This is a genomic window from Sorangium sp. So ce381 (genome assembly GCF_051473845.1).
Taxonomy (GTDB): domain Bacteria; phylum Myxococcota_A; class Polyangia; order Polyangiales; family Polyangiaceae; genus Sorangium; species Sorangium atrum.
The window spans coordinates 9026985-9042406 of record NZ_CP150336.1 but is presented as its reverse complement, the minus strand read 5'-3'; the positions used below and the strand labels follow the sequence as shown (position 1 = coordinate 9042406).

Sequence of the window (15422 nt, the reverse complement as noted above, 5' to 3'; positions counted from 1 at the left end):
GGTAACGCGGCCTCGCTCAGCGAGATCGCGCAGCTCGGGCAGCCTTCGGCTGGCTCCCGACGAACGCCGCAAGGTGCTCGCCGGTCAGCGTCGACTTCGCCGCCACCAGGTCGGCCGGGGTGCCTTCGAACACGATCCGCCCGCCGTCGTGGCCTGCGCCCGGCCCGAGGTCGATGATCCAGTCGGCGTGCGCCATCACCGCCTGGTGGTGCTCGATCACGATGACCGACTTGCCCGAGTCGACGAGCCGGTCCAGCAGCCCGAGCAGCTGCTCGAGGTCGGCCAGGTGCAGCCCGGTGGTCGGCTCGTCGAGCACGTAGACGCCGCCGTCGGCGCCCATGTGCGTCGCGAGCTTGAGCCGCTGCCGCTCGCCGCCCGACAGCGTGGTGAGCGGCTGACCGAGCCGCAGGTAGCCGAGCCCCACGTCGGCCATGCGCTGCAGGATCGCGTGCGCCGCCGGCGTATGCGCCTTGCCGGCACCGAAGAAGCCGACAGCCTCCGTAACCGACAGGTCGAGCACCTCGGCGATGTTGAGCTTGCCGAGGCGGTACTCCAGCACAGACGCCTGGAACCGCCGGCCCTCGCAGTCCTCGCAGACCGTGGTGACGCCGGCCATCATCGCGAGGTCGGTGTAGATCACCCCGGCGCCGTTGCAGGTCGGACAGGCACCCTCGGAGTTGGCGCTGAACAGCGCAGGCTTCACGTTGTTGGCCTTCGCGAACGCCTTGCGGATCGGCTCCAGCAGGTCGGTGTACGTCGCCGGGTTGCTCCGCCGCGAGCCGCGGATCGGGGTCTGGTCGACCGACACCACCCCGTCACGGCCGGACACCGAGCCGTGGATCAGCGAGCTCTTGCCCGACCCCGCCACGCCGGTCACGACCACCAGCACGCCGAGCGGAATGTCGACATCGACGTTCTTCAGGTTGTGCGCGCGCGCGCCGCGCACCTTCATCACACCCGACGGTCTCCGCACCGACTGCTTCAGGGACACCCGGTCGCTCAGGTGACGCCCGGTGAGCGTGCCGCTCGCCCGCAGCCCGTCGACGGTGCCTGTGAAGACCACCTCACCGCCGGCGGTACCGGCGCCGGGGCCCAGGTCGACGACGTGATCGGCTATCGCGATCGTCTCGGGTTTGTGCTCGACCACGAGGACGGTATTGCCTTTGTCGCGCAGCCGCAGCAGCAGCTCGTTCATCCGCTGGATGTCGTGGGGGTGCAGCCCGACCGTCGGCTCGTCGAAGACGTAGGTGACGTCGGTGAGCGACGACCCGAGGTGGCCGATCATCTTGGTGCGCTGCGCCTCCCCGCCCGACAGCGTGCCCGACGGCCGGTCGAGGCTGAGGTACCCCAGCCCGATCTCGACAAACGAGTCGAGCGTGTGCCGCAGCGTCGCCAGCAGCGGCTTGACGGACGGTTCGTTCAGATCGCGCACCCACTTGGCCAGGTCGTTGATCTGCATCGCGCAGGCTTCGGCGATGTTGATCCCCTTGATCTTGGAGGACCGGGCAGCCTCGCTGAGCCGCGTGCCGCCGCACTCGGGACAGGTGGAGAACTTGATCGCGCGCTCCACGAACGCCCGGATGTGCGGCTGCATCGCGTCGACGTCCTTGGACAGCATCGACTTCTGGATCTTCGGGATCAGCCCTTCGTAGGTCAGGTTGATGCCCTCGACCTTGATCTTGGTCGGCTCCTTGTGGAGCAGGTCGTGGAGCTCCTTCTTCGTGAACTTGCGGATCGGCTTGTTCGGGTCGAAGAAGCCGCAGCCGTTGAAGATGCGCCCGTACCATCCATCCATCGAGTAACCGGGGATGGTGAGCGCACCCTCGTTGAGCGACTTGCTGTCATCGTAGAGCTGGGAGAGGTCGAAGTCGGAGACCGATCCCATGCCCTCGCATCGCGGGCACATGCCTCCGTTGACCACGAACTCGCGCTTCTCGGTCTTCTTCCCGCCGGCCTTCTCGATCGAGATCGCCCCGACGCCGCGGACCGACGGGACGTTGAAGGAGAAGGCGTTGGACGAGCCGATGTGCGGCTTGCCGAGGCGGCTCCACATCACCCGCAGCATCGCGTTGGCGTCGGTCGCCGTGCCGACCGTCGAGCGGGAGTTCTGGCCCATCCGCTCCTGGTCGACGATGATCGCGGTCGTCAGCCCTTCGAGCACGTCGACCTCGGGCCGGGCCAGCGTCGGCATGAACCCCTGCACGAACGCGCTGTAGGTCTCGTTGATCAGCCGCTGCGACTCGGCCGCGATGGTGCCGAACACCAGCGACGATTTGCCCGATCCCGAGACGCCGGTGAACACGGTCAGCCGCCGCTTGGGGATCTCGACGCTGACGTCCTTGAGGTTGTTCTCCCGGGCGCCCTGGACGCGGATCAAGTCGTGGCTGTCTGCGGCGTGCTGTCTGTCTGTGGCGTGCTGTCTGGAGGAGGCCATGTCCGCGATCATGTCACCAACACCGACGGTCTGTGAAGGGGCTCCGGCAATCTGCGCGAGTCCGGCCGCAGCGCCCACGACGTCACCGCCAGCGCGAGGACCACGAGCGGCGCGACGATGTGGCCAGCGTTGCTCGTGGAGTCGCTGGCGCCGACGGCGGCCCAGGCGAAGGCGGCGCCGGTGAGGTCGAACACGAGGCCCGCATACGCCCACTCCTTCAAGCGCGGGAATCTCGGCGCCAGCAGCGCGAGCGCGCCGAGGATCTTCCAGATGCCGAGGAACGTGACGAAGTGCATCGGGTAGCCGAGGCGCACGAAGCCATCGACGCTCGCTGGCGCGTGGAGGACGTGGGCCACGCCGCCCGAGATCATGGACGACGCGACCAGGCCTGTGGTCACCCAGTAGGCCACGAGCCTCGCCCGGCTCATGACACCCTCTCGAGCAGGTCGACGAGCTTCCCGCCCATCATCTTCCAGCCGTAGCGCGCGCCGGCGAAGTTCTGCTTCTGGTCCGGCTTGAAGCCCGATTGCACGAGGGACAGGCGCGTGCCCGACGCCGTTGGCGTGAGCGTGAAGGTCACGACGGTCTCCAGGAAGGGGACGCTCCAGGTGTAGCTGAGCTTCCGATGTGCTTCGATCTCGACGAACCGGCAATTCACGGTGCCGTCCCAGCCGGGGTAGGGCTGCGTCTTGAGCGTGAACGCCGCCCCCGGCTCGAGCTGGAGGCCGATGGTGGGCAGGAGCCACTCCGCGAGCAGCGCCGGTTCGGTGAGCGCGCGCCACACCTTCGCCGGCGAGTGCTTCAAATCGAACTCGAACGAGATGGATTCGGTCTGCGATTGTGCGGTCGTGTCGGTGAGGTTCATTCGTCCATTTTCTCCAGCAATTGTTCGAGGCGATCGACGCGCTCCGTCCAGAAGGCGCGGTAGTGCGTGATCCAGTCGACGAGCGGCTTCAACCCGCGCGGCTCCACCCGGTAGTAGACACAGCGCCCCTCGCGCCGGCCGCTCACCAGGCCGGCGTCTTTCAACGTGGCGAGGTGCTGCGAGATCGCCGGCTGCGAGATGTCGAAGCGCGCCGTGAGGTCCTTCACGGCCGCTTCGCCACGCGTGAGCGACTCGAAGATCGCCCGGCGGCTGGGGTCCGCCAGCGCCTGGAAGATCTTGTCTTCGAGCACGGCCGCGCTCTGCATGGACGACTTATAAGCCACGGCTTATTGATTGTCAAGCGCGTGGATCCAGCCGGCGAGGCGTGGGCGCGGCGCGCGTCGACGCGGCGAGCGGCCGCCACGTCGCCGGCGACGCGCTGCGCTGGACCGCCGATCGGCCGGCGTGCGGCGAGGCCGTGCTGGTCGAGGGTACGACGGCATACGCGTATGGCTGCAGGGCCAGCGGGTTCCCCTCGGGCGAGCGCTTCGTCGCGCGAGCTCCGATCGAGCGCCTCGACGATCGGAGGGCCTACGCGTACGCGCGCGGCGCCGGACACTGGGCCTTGGATGCCGACGGGGCGTTCCCTCTGTTCACGGGCGCCGCGTCGATCATTTTACAGAAAGGCGAGCAGGTTCCTGGAGGTGCCCCAATTCCCACCTTCACGCCGGTCAGCGCTGAGAGAGCGCTTCCTACCACGACCAATCCAACGGCAGCTCGCGGCCACACCCGTGAGTCGTGCGGCGCCGCTTCCGGAAGTCTGAAGGCCGCTTTATGAGACCGGCGAAGAGAGCGCTGCCTGCAGTTCATTTGCTGGCTCTCTTTGAGGGGGTCCTATGCAATTTCTCGTGTACCGTTCGGCGGGCATGGCCGCTGCCAGTGTCGCCTTCTTGTTCGCGTCTCACGGTCTGGCCCAGACTGTGCCGAGTGGACCAGTTCAGGTGATCTCGGAGAACAGCGGCCTGTGTCTGGATGTCCCGGGCTTCAGCACGAGTCCTGGTTCCACTCTTCAGCAGTGGGGATGCAACGGCGGCAACAACCAGCGATTCTCGCTGGTGGGCGCGGGCGGCGGCAATTATTTCATTGTCGCCACGCACAGCGGCCTGTGCCTGGATGTCCCGAACTTCAGCAGGAACTTCGGGACGACCGTCCAGCAGTGGGGATGCAACGGCGGCAGCAATCAGCGGTTCTCGCTGGTGAGCGCAGGCGGGGATAACTATTACATCGTTTCCGAGAACAGCGGCCTGTGCCTGGATGTCCCGGGCTTCAGCAGGAATTTCGGGACGACCATCCAGCAGTGGGGATGCAACGGCGGCAACAACCAACGTTTTCGTCTCGTTCCATAATCCGCTAGGAGCGCTGCGAGGGCGCGCCGTGGGCCGGCGCGACGAGCGACCGGCCCTCGCGGCTGTGGCGAGTCGGGTGCGACGAAGGGTCAGGCCTCGGGTTCGTGGCAAACCGCTTCGATGTTGTGCCCGTCCGGACCAATGACGAAAGCCGCATAGTAGTTCGCGTGGTAGTGCGGGCGCAGACCAGGCGCGCCATTGTCTTTGCCACCCGCCTCCAGCGCCGCGCGATAGAAAGCTTGGACTTGCTGACGATTCTCGGCCGTGAACGCCAGGTGAAGATGCGCCGGCTTCTCCTCGGTTTGGTACAGGCACAATGAAGCCTTGCCCGTCGAGCTAAGCTCGACACCGTACGTCGGCGGCCCCTCCGAGACAACAGCTACGCCGAGCGGTTCGAGCGCCTTGAGGAAGAACGCTTTGCTCGCTGCATAGTCGCTGACTCCGAATTTGACGTGGTCAAACATGAGTTCTCCCTCGAAGGTGATCAGTCGTTCTGCCGGGTCGGTCTCGTCGAGCGGGCCCGTGGGGGAACGCAGGACGCGCATGTCTCTGAACTCCGGTGCCCAGCGAGCGATCGGATCGGTCAGCGCGACGCGCCCCTCCTCGAACAGCATGAGCGCCGCCGTCGAGGTGATCGGCTTCGTCATCGACGCGATGCGGAACAGGCTGTCATGCTCGAGGGGCAGCTTGGCCTCCAGGTCTCGCCACCCGACAGACGCGCGATGAACCGCCTCGCCGTCGCGCCAGACCATCGTTGCTGCGTTGGCGAGCGCGCCAGAGTCCACGAACGCTCCGACAGCCCTCGCGATCTGGTCTCCTCCGTTCATTCGTCCCCTCGATTCGTTCCATGTCCGGTCGACGTCGCGATCAGCTGCGTCGCAGGGCCTGGCGGCCGGTTATAGCATGTGGACGGCGGGGCACCGCGGCCAACCTCCGTATACCCGCGAATACGGTCGCGACGCTCCGCGGTCTTCGGGGAGGAGCACCCGGAGCGTGTGCGTGGTACCTTGGCCCGCATGAAGGAGGCCGGCCCCTCGGGGCTCAGGGAACGCAAGAAGGAGCGCACGCGCGCGCAGATCATCGAGACCGCGATCGAGCTCTTCTTGAAGAACGGCTACGAGCAGACGACCCTCGATGACGTGCTCGGGGTGGTCGAGGTCTCGCGGAGGACGTTCTTCCGCTACTTCGAGTCGAAGGAAGACCTCGTGATCGCGTGGATGGACCAGTTCATCGAGGCGGCGCGCGAGGCGGTGCGGGCGCGCCCGCGGAGCGAGCCGCCCGTCGTGGCGCTGCGAAACGCCCTCAAGGCGATCGTGAAGCTCCACGAGGGGGATCTGCCCCGCTTCGCCCTGATCCAGCAGTTCGTCGCGCGGACGCCGGCGATCCGCGCGAGGCAGCGCGAGCGGCTGGGACACTGCGGGGAGGAGATCTGCCAGCCGCTGGCCGAGCGCATGGGCCTGGACGCGCGGCACGATCTCGCGCCGCGCGTGCTGGCGAGCTGCGCGATGGCGGTCGTGCAATCCGCGATGGACGCGTGGGTCGCGCGCGGGGCCACCGAGGACCTGCCGGAGCTCGTGGACGAGGCCTTCCGGACGCTCGCACGCGAGTTCGGCCGCGGTGGGAGCGGCACCTCGCCGCAATGAGCGCCGGCTCGGTCGTCTCCGCCTGAGGCGCGCCCCCGGTTCGTCTGCGGGCGAGGAGCGCTCGCGAGAGGAAACGCGCCTTCTTGACAAATGCCACTCAGGGGCTATTGTGCCTGGGTAGCTGCTTTCAGTCGCGTTCCGGCGCTTGATCGCTCCACGATCCCGCGATCGAACGGGGCTCAGCGCGCCTTTACAGCTTCCGTTTGGATCGACCTTGCCGAACCGCTTGGCCGAGGCGGCCAGGTCTGACTTGGCGGCGGATGCTCACGATCGCGCGACGCCAGCGCCTGAGACCTCCATGGCACCTGGGCGCGCGGCGGCGCTGGCCTGCTTCTGACTCAGCTTCGAAGGGTGTCAGACCGTCGGCGGCTGGCTGGACAATGCCGGTCACGACAACAAAGGAATCCTATGGCAAGGGTATTGATTACCGGGTGCAGCAGCGGGTTCGGCTTCGAGGCAGCCAAGACGTTCCGAGCTCGTGGGGACGAGGTGTTCGCCGGCGTGCGTGACTTGAGCGGAAGAACCGTCGGCGAGTTGAGGGAGCTCGGCGTGACGCCGGTCGTGATCGATGTCACCGACGACGTGGCTGTCGAGCGCGGTGTCGCCCAGGTGCTGGCGGCAGGCCCGCTCGACGCGCTGGTCAACAACGCGGCGATCTTCCTGCATGCTGCGGTCGAGGAGACGTCGGACGCCCTGGCATACCGCATGTTCGAGACGAACTTCTTCGGTCCGCTGCGGATGAGCAGGGCGGTGCTGCCCTCGATGCGCGCCCGAAGACAAGGGGTGATCGTCAATGTGTCTTCCGTCGCCGGTTTCCTCGGAATGCCGGGGCACGGCATCTACGCCGCGACCAAGTTTGCGCTCGTGGGCATGTCCGAAGCCCTCTACCATGAGACCAAGCCCTTCGGCGTCCGCGTGCGGGTCGTGGAGCCCGGCGCCTTTCCAACGACGGAGATCTTGCGCAAGGCTCTGGGAGCGGCGCGTCACTTCGGATCTCCTTACCAGGCCCACCTGGACGCCTTCGAGTCGGCGATGAGCTCGTTCCAGAAGGCCGCACCGGCGCCGGACGAAAGCCTCGTGATCGAGGCCATCTGGCGCGCGGTGCACGAACTGGAGACGCCGTTCCAGCAACCTGTCGGCGCCGACGCGCAGGCCGTGGCGGCCGCTCGCCGCGCGCAGCCGTTCGAGGCCATCGAAGCGATGATCCAGCAGACGCTCGGGCTCGGGTCAGCGTCGTAGATCGAGACCGAGGACCCTCGTTCAGCGGAAGGCGAAGCGGTCGACCGTGATCTTGTAGCTGAGTTGTTCGCCGCGCTCGATGCGGCCACCGAGCGATATGTTGTGCTCCTCGCCGCTCGTCGCCACGTACTTCGCGTCGGCCGCCACGAACGTGCACGCACCCTCGATCGGCTGCGGGCGCTCGGAGAGGCAGCCGTAGCCGTCCTCGGCGGCGGGGCGACAGATGCGCGTGTCGATCTTCAGCGCCTCGACCTCCGCGCGCGAAAACAGGCGCTCCTCGTAGGTGATCTTCATGGGCTCCTCGCAGCGAACGTAGATGGGCAGGTACTGGTGCTGCGTGTCCCGGTACACGACGCCGTCTTCGATCTCCTCGCGCGTGCCCTCCGCCACGTCCAGATAGCCCTTCAGGCGGACCGGCGCCTCGACCGCGGCGGGGAGACCCTCGGCGGGCATCGCCTCGGCGTGCGGGTGATCGCCGGCGTAGACGAGGACGTTGAGGAAGCGTTGCCGCGCGCCGTCCCCGGCGGGGTCGAAGATCTCGCTGACCGCGTCGCATCGTGCGGCCTGCTCGGCGGAGTGGCTCTCCATGTTGTCGCCGATCGACTCGAACCCGAGCGCGTAGACGCCCACGCTCGCTCCCCAGCCATTGTCGTCCTTGGACGCGGCCAGGCCGGCGGCGTCGTTGTTTGGGGCGATCCAGAGGTTGTTGGTGGTGAGCGCGGGGACGTGCGTCAGCGAGCGAACGAGGGAGCCGTTGTCACCGCAGCCGCGCCCGATCTGTTCATAGGTGGTGTCTACCTCCGCCGGAGTCGACGGGGTTGCCGGCGCCTCGGTGGGCTCGGCGATCGTGTCGCCGTCCGATCCGCCGCAGCCCGCGACGAAGATGAAAGGAGCCCCCACGAGAACCAGCGAACGAAAGTAGTTCCTCATGACGGCGGTGGGGAGCAAAGCTCGTACCTCCCCGATCCATGCGGATGTTCCGTCCAAATCGCAGCGCGAGACGCGACGCGTGAACGGGGCGCCACACCTCGGCCGCTTACGGCGCGGCCGGCGTCATCAGCCTCGCCGCCGAGCGCACCCGGCGGCGGGTAACGCCCGCTGCGGCATCGGACGAAAGCCTCGTGGTCGAGGGCGCGGGGCGCTCCGGCCGCCGATTCAGCGAAGTTGCAGCAGCAGCGCCTCGCGCTCCCGGGCCAGCTGACCCCGAGGGAACTCCATGGCGTGCATGTCGAGCAGGCGTCGCGCCTCGACGTCAGCCCTGGCGTTGTAGGCCTCGATGGCCTTGCGCGCCTGGAGGATCAGGTCCTTCTCGCGCTCGCTCGCGACCGTGCGTACGGCGCCGACGGGCGGCGAGGAGCGCGCAGCTGTTGCGGCCGGTGAAGCAGGCTTGCCGTTCATTGCGGCCGGTGCAGGCTCGCCGGGTGCTGGGATGCCGCCCTGCACTGGGGGCGAGGCCGTGGCAACCGCACGGCGTGCGTCTGGCTGGTCGAGGGGCGGTGTGGTGTGCTGCTGCGGGGGCGTGGCCGCACCGGCGTGGATCGCTGCCGGCCGTAACCACGGGGTCGTGCTGGCCGAGCCTGACGAGGGTGGAGCTGTCGCGACGACGGCGCCCGCCAGCACGACGAGCGTCGCCTGCGCGAAGACCTTTGCCCCGACCTTCTGCAGGTGCAGCGCGGTCGTCCACCACGAGCGACGGAGCAGGCCGAACGCCACCGGAACGCAGGGCTCCTTGTCCCAGCCTCGGAATTCTTGCTGCGCCATCCAGCGCCGCTTTGCCTCGTCGAGCTGCTCGAGTGCCCTGCGGTGCTGGCTCCTCACGGTGGCCAGCTTGAGCCCCAGCTCGGCGGCGATCTCGGCGAGGGACTTCTCCTCGAGCTCGTGCTTGACCAAGAGGTCGCGGTACTTGGGGTCGACCTGCTCGATCAGGTCGCGCATGGTTGCTTCCCGCTGCTGCCTGCGGAAAATTTGTCAGGTCACACGCAGGGCACACAAAAGTAAAAAGACACGGCTCTCGCCGTGTCTTCTTGGTGGAGGCGCCGGGAATCGAACCCGGAGATGAACTGATGGACAGCATGCGCGAGAGACACGGCAGACGCCGCGTCGGAGCGGTGTCAGAGGCCATCGAAGGCTCGATTCCTATCGTATACCCGAGTGCCCTCTCGTGGAGCGCCGTGCCCTGGAGTCGGGGCACACGGAGGTCACACGGCGGCAAACAAGCCCAGCCGACGCAGTAACGGGACGGAGAGCCGTCGACCGATCCGCCTCGGACGTAGTGAACGAGCGGGTGAACGGGACGGTGCCGAACTCGCTGACCCACACCTTGACCATCCACGTTGCCGGTCGCGCTTAGGCCCTCGTGTGCAAGGAACGCTTGGACGTAACGTGGCCTAGGTCACCTGTTGACGCCGCCTTCCGTTAGGAGAAGCATCCGGGATCGGGGGAGGGCATGGGGCACGGGCTGAAGGCAAAGGCGCGCGTGCTCGTGCTGTGCGGCTGTGCCTGCGCGCTCGCCAGTAGTGCTCCGGTGCCGGCACACGCACTCGAGTTCAGCGGCGGCGTCAGCGTGGGCGGGATCCAGATCGGGATCGAGCCCAGGCTGGCCGTGAGCCCCTTCGCCGGGTGGCTCTGGCGCAGCGAGGGAGACTTCAGGCTCGAAGCCCACAACATGCTCAGCATCGTTCCAGGCGCTGGTGTCGGGCTCTACGACCGAACGGCCGTCACTCTTGGGTATGCCACGAAGACAACGACCGTCAGCCTCGGGCCGTCCCTTGCGATTTACTCAATGCCGGTGTGTGGTGCCGTGATCTGTGACCGCGTGGTGGGGGTTGCTCCAGGTGGCCGCGCCCAGTCCGAGTGGTACTTGGCCGGGCCCTTGGGTGTGTCCTCCAGCGTCCATGTGGACTGGGCTGGCGGCAGTAGTCGCGTTCTCCCCGGAAGTCTGGTTGTGATGGTGACCGCTGGACCTGTTTGGAGATTCAGGGCGAAGTCAAAATGAACAAGCTATATATTTTTCTCTGCTTCGGTCTCACGGCATGCAACTACGATGTGGGAGAGTGCTATGTCCGCGGTGAGGGGAACGAAGGCGCCGGCGGTAGCATCATCACCCCGACAGGAGGGGATGGGGCCTTCGGGGATGTGCCGGCAAGGCCGCAAAACGCACCGGTGGGAAGCGGAGCCTCGGAGGCGATGGCAGGGTGCACCCCCGACTGCCTAGAGGCGTGCAAAGAAAAGTGCGACCAAGCATGGGAACGATGTCGCGATGACTGCCCAAGAGGTGACAAGAACTGCTTGAACGAGTGCTCGCAAGAATACGGGCGATGCCTCAAAGAGTGCGACAGGAGGTGTAAGTGATGATTGAGCTAACGTTCAAGTTGACTCCTGACGGTGGCGAGCCGCGCGACGTCGTAGTTAGGATCCACGAGCCGACGCGGAACCCTCCGGAGATTCAGTGGCCTTGGGCCGTCACGGTGGATCTCGACGGGCGCCGGTTTACCACATACGGGGTCGATCCTCTCGATGCAGTCGAGAGCGGAGCCAGGCATGCCGCGATCGTGTTGCGCGAGGTCCATGGTGATGCGCTCGATCCGCCCATCGAGCCGCGGATGAAGGAGGGCCAATAATCGTAAGCGCCCGACCAACGCCATCGTGACCACCCCGTCGGGGCCGGTTACCAGTCCCCATCGCGACGAAGGAGGAAGCGATGGCGACGAGGGAGGAGTGGGCCGAGCGGGTGGGTCGATGGGAGCGCAGCGGGCTGAACGCGGAGAAGTTCGCGGCGTGAAGGGTACAAGCCGAAGCGTCAGAAAAAAAGCCCCGGCATTGCCGGGGCTTAACTAGTGGAGGCGCCGGGAATCGAAACGCCTTCCGAGGGTGGGGATCCGCAGGGATCGCGTAGGCTTCCGCATGCGACGGGAGCGGCAAGCGTGCCGTTGATGGCGGCTAAGTGCGCGAAACCTCGTGAGCCGGACGAATCACAGACGAAACCGGCCGACCCGCGGACGGTGCTGCTCGGCCAGCTCGCGGAAGGCATGAGGGCGGCGCTCGCCGCGGGCGACGTCGAGGCGGCTCGCATCGCCTACGAGACCATCGGGCGGCTGCTCGGCGCGCCGGAAGCCGATGCTGCCGGCGTCATTGACCTCGCCGCCGAGCGCGTTCGCCGCGGCGGGTAGCGTCGGCCGGAGCGGCGCTCGCCGCGGGCGACATCAAGGCGGCTCGCGTCGCCCACGAGACCATCGGGCGGCTGCTCGCTGCAGCAGAGACAAGGATGTCGAGCATTCCGGCGCGTAAGCGGCCTAACGACTTGGCCATCACCCGCCGTCGCGCGAGCGAGCCGGAGGCGAGCGACCGCGCCGGTCGGGTGCATGGCCTCGTTGGGCAGCTTCGTGTACGCTTCGGAGCCATTACTTCTGCCGGGACTGCGGAGGGATGCCGATGCCGACTTCTTCCCGTAGCCACTCTTGGAGATGGCCGGCCTCCAAGCTGGAGTTGCGAATCTCATGGCCGCCACTGGTGCCGAGCTTAACTTCCCGGTACGCGTCGGATCTCTCCCACAGGTAGGCCTCGCAGCCGGCGCTGCCCGCATCACGCGCCATGGACTTCTTCTCGATTAGACCGCTTCGAGCGATCTCCGCCTTCTTCCGCATGTCGGCCAGCTGCGCAGGAGGAACGCGGCGCGACTGGAGGACGGGATTTCTGAATCGCTCTCTCAGCCCGGTCTCAAGATAGAGTCCGTCCCCGGCGGGTTGGGGATCCCAGGTCCTTCCCAGGTCATAGAACCAAATCCGGCCCTGATCATCAATGACGTGCCCGTGATGCTTACTAAGGCCCCAGGCAAAACTCACGTAGTAGCAGGAAAAAAGCGGCTTGCCCATTCTCACTCCCTTCGAATTCGGGTCCGCCTCGAGGATCGGAGGGGAGCGAGGCGTAGGTTGAGGTAAGTCGTTCGCGGCTTGTGGCTGAAGCGTGGGCTCCGGGCTTGGTTCCACGGGATCCGAGATCGCGGACCTCGCTACGGAAGGCGCGTGCGACGGAGCAGTTGATTCGTCTCGTCCGGGTTCCGACTGTTCGCGTCGCGAGCAGGAAACCGATACAAGGCTCGATGCAAGCGCCGCTGCGATGTAACTGAGGAGGACCTTGGTGTGAGTCATACGTCACCCGAAGTAGATAGCTGCCCCGTTGCCTGCCCAACATCGCAATCAGTTGCGTTGCGCGGCCTAGCGGCGGTCTATAGCATGTAGGCGGCGAGGCGCCGCGGCCAATCTCAGTATTCACGCGAATAGGTCGCGATGCTCCGCGGCACATCTGCGTATTCCCGTGAATAGGCAGCGATTTTCGCGACCTATCCGCGCATCTCCGAAGAGAGGCCGCCGCTGCGGAAACCCGGCGAGGGCGGGGCATCGGCAACCCCGCGGATCCTGCTACCTGGGGCGAGGGCGGCGTCGTCATGCCTGGAGTCCAGAACGCTCGCGTAGATTGTCAACGAGACGTCCGTCTCGTTGTCAGAAACCCGGACGGCACGATTCGGTTGACTTCGAGTGTGGGTATCGATTGCCCTTCTCGTGCTGACCACGTAAGCTCGCCGGACAAGCAAAGTGCCGCCCGCGGGTGCTGGTAACACCCCGGGCGGCGTGGCCGAACCCCGATCACCCGAGGTCCGACATGTCCGTTGTATACTTACGCCCCCCGGCGGGCCAAGGAACCGATCCGCCTTCAGGACGGGCCGCTCGCCCGTCCGCTTCCTGTTCCGCAGACGAGCTCGCCGGCCCGCGGTTCCCCCACGAGGACCACAGGAGGCGCGCGTGAAGCCCCGGCGGAAGGGGGCCGGACGCCCGCCTGCCGCACGACACCCCAGGAAGCGACCGAGCATTGACGCGATCCTCGCGGAGCGCGGCATCGTCCTGGCGACGCTCGCTGGCATCCCGCGGCGCGACCGCGGCGACGTGGAGGCCGAGGTGTTGCTCAACGCCTGGAACGCCGTCCGCCGTGGGCTCTACAGGCCAGACCCGCGGGACAAGCCCAGGGACGCGCTGCGGAAGTGGCTCCACGGCATCGCCTGGCGCCTCGCCTCGCACTACGTCCACAGCGCGTGGGCGCGCCGCGCCGTGCTCCACCCGTCGCCGCTCGGGCTGCTGCGCGAGCCCGTCGGCGTCGACATGCACGCCCAGATCGAGGCGCGCGAGGTGCTGGACGCCATGGGCGAGCTTCCGGACTGGCAGCGGGACGCGTTGCTCTCCGTCGACTCGCCAGAGTCGCTCGTCCAGTACGCGAAGCGCCGCCGGCTGAACCCGAGCACCGCGGCGTCGCGGTTGCGGATCGCTCGCGAGGCGCTGGCGCTGAAGCTGCGGAGGTGGAGGCGATGAACGACCGTGAGACACGTCGCGTGCTGACCGAGGAGGACCTCACCTACCTCGCGGAGCGGGCGCGCGCCCTTGATCCGTACGTCATCCACCCCTGGGACCATGACCGGCTCTGGGCCGCCGTGCTTGCCGCTCAGATGAGCGCGACGACTCGCGCGGACCGCGAGGCCGTCGCCGAAGCGCGCGGCGCCTTGCAGATCCTCGACGCCATCGAGCGGCACTTCGTGCGGCACGACAGGTAGGCGCTCCACGGGCGGCGCATGCCAGGCGAGCTACGCGGAGCCTCGCCCCCACGCACGCCTGGCGAAGCGCGGCGCAGCCCGTCGGCCTCAGCATCGCCACCGCCGACGACGCCGGGGTTCGATCGCCCCCCGGTCGTGCGGCCCTGAGATCACTCCCACATGCTGTAGGCTCGAAAGGATGCGGCCGGCGAGGGTGGAGCCTCCCGGCCGCGGGCAATCACGCGCGAGGTGACTGTGGCTAAGAAGGTACGCGCAAGCGAAGGCAGGAGCAAGGCAGGCGGGCACGGCAACGGCGAGGTGAAGCGGTTCCGAGTCGGCCCAGAAGAGATCCGCTCGGACGATCCCGAGGAGGTCGAGACGTGGGCGCATGCGAGGCTCACGGCATCGACAGACGCGGAGGCCGCCGGCGAACTCGTGGCGGATCTGCCCGCGATCGTCGGGCAGACGCCCGACGGAAACGAACTGCGTATCCAAGCCCGACCCGCCTTGCATCCAGCGATGGTCGATCTGAAGAGACTTACACGGGAGTTCTACGAGCTCGCGATCCAGCATGCCAACCCAGACGCAGTACCCGTGATGCACATCCTTCATGCGGTGTGCGACGCCGTGGAGAAGGGCGACTATGCAGCGCTGCGCGCGCCGGACAAGTGGGCACGCGACCGCCTTCGCCCTCCTCCCGGTTCAGCTGGCCGTTTTGGGTTTTTACCGCTTGAAGATGCAATGGGGCGTCCGCTTGATATCTCGGGGCTGTCCGGTGGCTTTTACATGCTCGCGAGCCTGATCCGGGTCGAGATCGAAAAATTCCGAGCGAATACGGCTACGCTCGAAGGCATGGCCACCCAAATCACCGCGTGTATGGCCCACAACTTCCCTTCGATCCCGAGCCTTTCAAGGGATCCAGACGTCTTCAAGCGGCAGGCTCAGATCGTGGTTCGTGTGCACGAAGCACTGCTCGCGGTTAGCGAGACGCTCTCGGGCGAGCGTTCGGAATCATTGGGGCAAACGATCGCCGAACGGCTGCTGCGCAAAGAGCTCGAGCTCTCCGGAAAAAGCCGCTCAGAAATCCGCAACGCCTTCAAGTTCCTCGACCACAAGCCGCGCTCGCGATGATGTCAAGAGGGTGCCCCGCATCCCCCCCGTGGGGGGCAGCAGGTGCCCCGCATCCCCCCCGTGGGGGGCAGCAGGTGCCCCGCATCCCCCCGGTGGGGGGCAGTTTCTAGCGGGACGAACCACCGCG

General features: G+C 66.9%; 18 protein-coding genes and 1 pseudogene. 10 read left to right on the top strand and 9 right to left on the bottom strand.

What is annotated here, in order from left to right; all coding sequences use genetic code 11:
- Positions 1-16: 16 nt before the first annotated feature.
- From WMF29_RS33830 to WMF29_RS33815, 4 genes are read right to left on the bottom strand one after another with little or no spacing between them, the layout of a single operon-like run.
- On the bottom strand, positions 17-2446 hold the full coding sequence (locus tag WMF29_RS33830; RefSeq protein WP_437324238.1) for an ATP-binding cassette domain-containing protein: 2430 nt from the start codon (positions 2444-2446) through the stop codon (positions 17-19).
- On the bottom strand, positions 2443-2862 hold the full coding sequence (locus tag WMF29_RS33825) for a DoxX family protein (RefSeq protein ID WP_437324237.1): 420 nt from the start codon (positions 2860-2862) through the stop codon (positions 2443-2445). The genes WMF29_RS33830 and WMF29_RS33825 overlap by 4 nt, the downstream gene beginning before the upstream one ends.
- Positions 2859-3299, bottom strand: coding sequence for an SRPBCC family protein (locus WMF29_RS33820; protein ID WP_437324236.1), 441 nt, complete (start codon positions 3297-3299; stop codon positions 2859-2861). Before WMF29_RS33820 ends, WMF29_RS33825 begins: the two co-directional genes overlap by 4 nt.
- On the bottom strand, positions 3296-3625 hold the full coding sequence (locus WMF29_RS33815) for an ArsR/SmtB family transcription factor (RefSeq protein WP_276596697.1): 330 nt from the start codon (positions 3623-3625) through the stop codon (positions 3296-3298). The genes WMF29_RS33820 and WMF29_RS33815 overlap by 4 nt, the downstream gene beginning before the upstream one ends.
- Positions 3626-3684: 59 nt before the next feature.
- Here WMF29_RS33815 and WMF29_RS33810 point away from each other — a divergent pair, with 59 nt between their 5' ends.
- Both WMF29_RS33810 and WMF29_RS33805 read left to right on the top strand, forming a co-directional pair.
- The gene (locus WMF29_RS33810; protein ID WP_437324235.1) at positions 3685-4137 is read left to right on the top strand and encodes a hypothetical protein; all 453 of its coding nucleotides are present in this window, start codon (positions 3685-3687) and stop codon (positions 4135-4137) included.
- A gap of 58 nt (positions 4138-4195) precedes the next feature.
- Positions 4196-4705 carry an RICIN domain-containing protein gene (locus WMF29_RS33805; protein WP_437324234.1) on the top strand — a complete coding sequence of 170 codons (510 nt, stop codon included), beginning with the start codon at positions 4196-4198 and terminating at the stop codon, positions 4703-4705.
- Between the two features lie 89 nt (positions 4706-4794).
- On the opposite strand, the gene WMF29_RS33800 is transcribed toward WMF29_RS33805, so the two are convergent.
- Together WMF29_RS33800 and WMF29_RS33795 are read right to left on the bottom strand one after the other, a co-directional pair.
- Entirely contained in the window at positions 4795-5169 is a 375-nt protein-coding gene (locus WMF29_RS33800; RefSeq protein WP_437331195.1) for a VOC family protein, read from the bottom strand.
- 96 nt (positions 5170-5265) lie between these two features.
- Positions 5266-5532 (bottom strand): annotated as a pseudogene (locus WMF29_RS33795) (serine hydrolase domain-containing protein); the annotation flags it as partial.
- A 189-nt stretch (positions 5533-5721) separates the two neighbouring features.
- Here WMF29_RS33795 and WMF29_RS33790 point away from each other — a divergent pair.
- Both WMF29_RS33790 and WMF29_RS33785 read left to right on the top strand, forming a co-directional pair.
- The gene (locus WMF29_RS33790; RefSeq protein ID WP_437324233.1) at positions 5722-6348 is read left to right on the top strand and encodes an acyl-CoA-like ligand-binding transcription factor; all 627 of its coding nucleotides are present in this window, start codon (positions 5722-5724) and stop codon (positions 6346-6348) included.
- Between the two features lie 408 nt (positions 6349-6756).
- Entirely contained in the window at positions 6757-7587 is an 831-nt protein-coding gene (locus tag WMF29_RS33785; RefSeq protein ID WP_437324232.1) for an SDR family oxidoreductase, read from the top strand.
- Positions 7588-7608: 21 nt separating this feature from the next.
- Here the strand turns inward: WMF29_RS33785 and WMF29_RS33780 are convergent, their stop codons facing one another.
- Both WMF29_RS33780 and WMF29_RS33775 read right to left on the bottom strand, forming a co-directional pair.
- Positions 7609-8487, bottom strand: coding sequence for a hypothetical protein (locus WMF29_RS33780; RefSeq protein WP_437324231.1), 879 nt, complete (start codon positions 8485-8487; stop codon positions 7609-7611).
- A gap of 255 nt (positions 8488-8742) precedes the next feature.
- Positions 8743-9522 carry an RNA polymerase sigma factor gene (locus tag WMF29_RS33775; protein ID WP_437324230.1) on the bottom strand — a complete coding sequence of 260 codons (780 nt, stop codon included), beginning with the start codon at positions 9520-9522 and terminating at the stop codon, positions 8743-8745.
- A gap of 511 nt (positions 9523-10033) precedes the next feature.
- Here WMF29_RS33775 and WMF29_RS33770 point away from each other — a divergent pair.
- From WMF29_RS33770 to WMF29_RS33760, 3 genes are all read left to right on the top strand, one after another.
- On the top strand, positions 10034-10582 hold the full coding sequence (locus WMF29_RS33770) for a hypothetical protein (protein WP_437324229.1): 549 nt from the start codon (positions 10034-10036) through the stop codon (positions 10580-10582).
- A gap of 355 nt (positions 10583-10937) precedes the next feature.
- On the top strand, positions 10938-11207 hold the full coding sequence (locus WMF29_RS33765) for a hypothetical protein (protein ID WP_437324228.1): 270 nt from the start codon (positions 10938-10940) through the stop codon (positions 11205-11207).
- A gap of 312 nt (positions 11208-11519) precedes the next feature.
- Positions 11520-11756: a hypothetical protein gene (locus tag WMF29_RS33760; protein ID WP_437331194.1), complete on the top strand. Its 237-nt coding sequence runs from the start codon at positions 11520-11522 to the stop codon at positions 11754-11756.
- Positions 11757-11987: 231 nt separating this feature from the next.
- Here the strand turns inward: WMF29_RS33760 and WMF29_RS33755 are convergent, their stop codons facing one another.
- Positions 11988-12458, bottom strand: coding sequence for a hypothetical protein (locus WMF29_RS33755; protein WP_437324227.1), 471 nt, complete (start codon positions 12456-12458; stop codon positions 11988-11990).
- A gap of 927 nt (positions 12459-13385) precedes the next feature.
- On the opposite strand from WMF29_RS33755, the gene WMF29_RS33750 reads away from it, so the two are divergent.
- The 3 genes from WMF29_RS33750 to WMF29_RS33740 all read left to right on the top strand — a co-directional run bounded on the left by WMF29_RS33750 (position 13386) and on the right by WMF29_RS33740 (position 15295).
- Positions 13386-13946, top strand: coding sequence for an RNA polymerase sigma factor (locus WMF29_RS33750; RefSeq protein ID WP_437324226.1), 561 nt, complete (start codon positions 13386-13388; stop codon positions 13944-13946).
- Positions 13943-14185, top strand: a complete 243-nt coding sequence (locus WMF29_RS33745; protein ID WP_437331193.1) for a hypothetical protein — start codon at positions 13943-13945, stop codon at positions 14183-14185. The genes WMF29_RS33750 and WMF29_RS33745 overlap by 4 nt, the downstream gene beginning before the upstream one ends.
- Positions 14186-14419: 234 nt before the next feature.
- Positions 14420-15295 (top strand): hypothetical protein, encoded by an 876-nt coding sequence (locus WMF29_RS33740; protein WP_437324225.1) that lies wholly within the window; start codon positions 14420-14422, stop codon positions 15293-15295.
- The last annotated feature ends 127 nt before the right edge of the window (positions 15296-15422 follow it).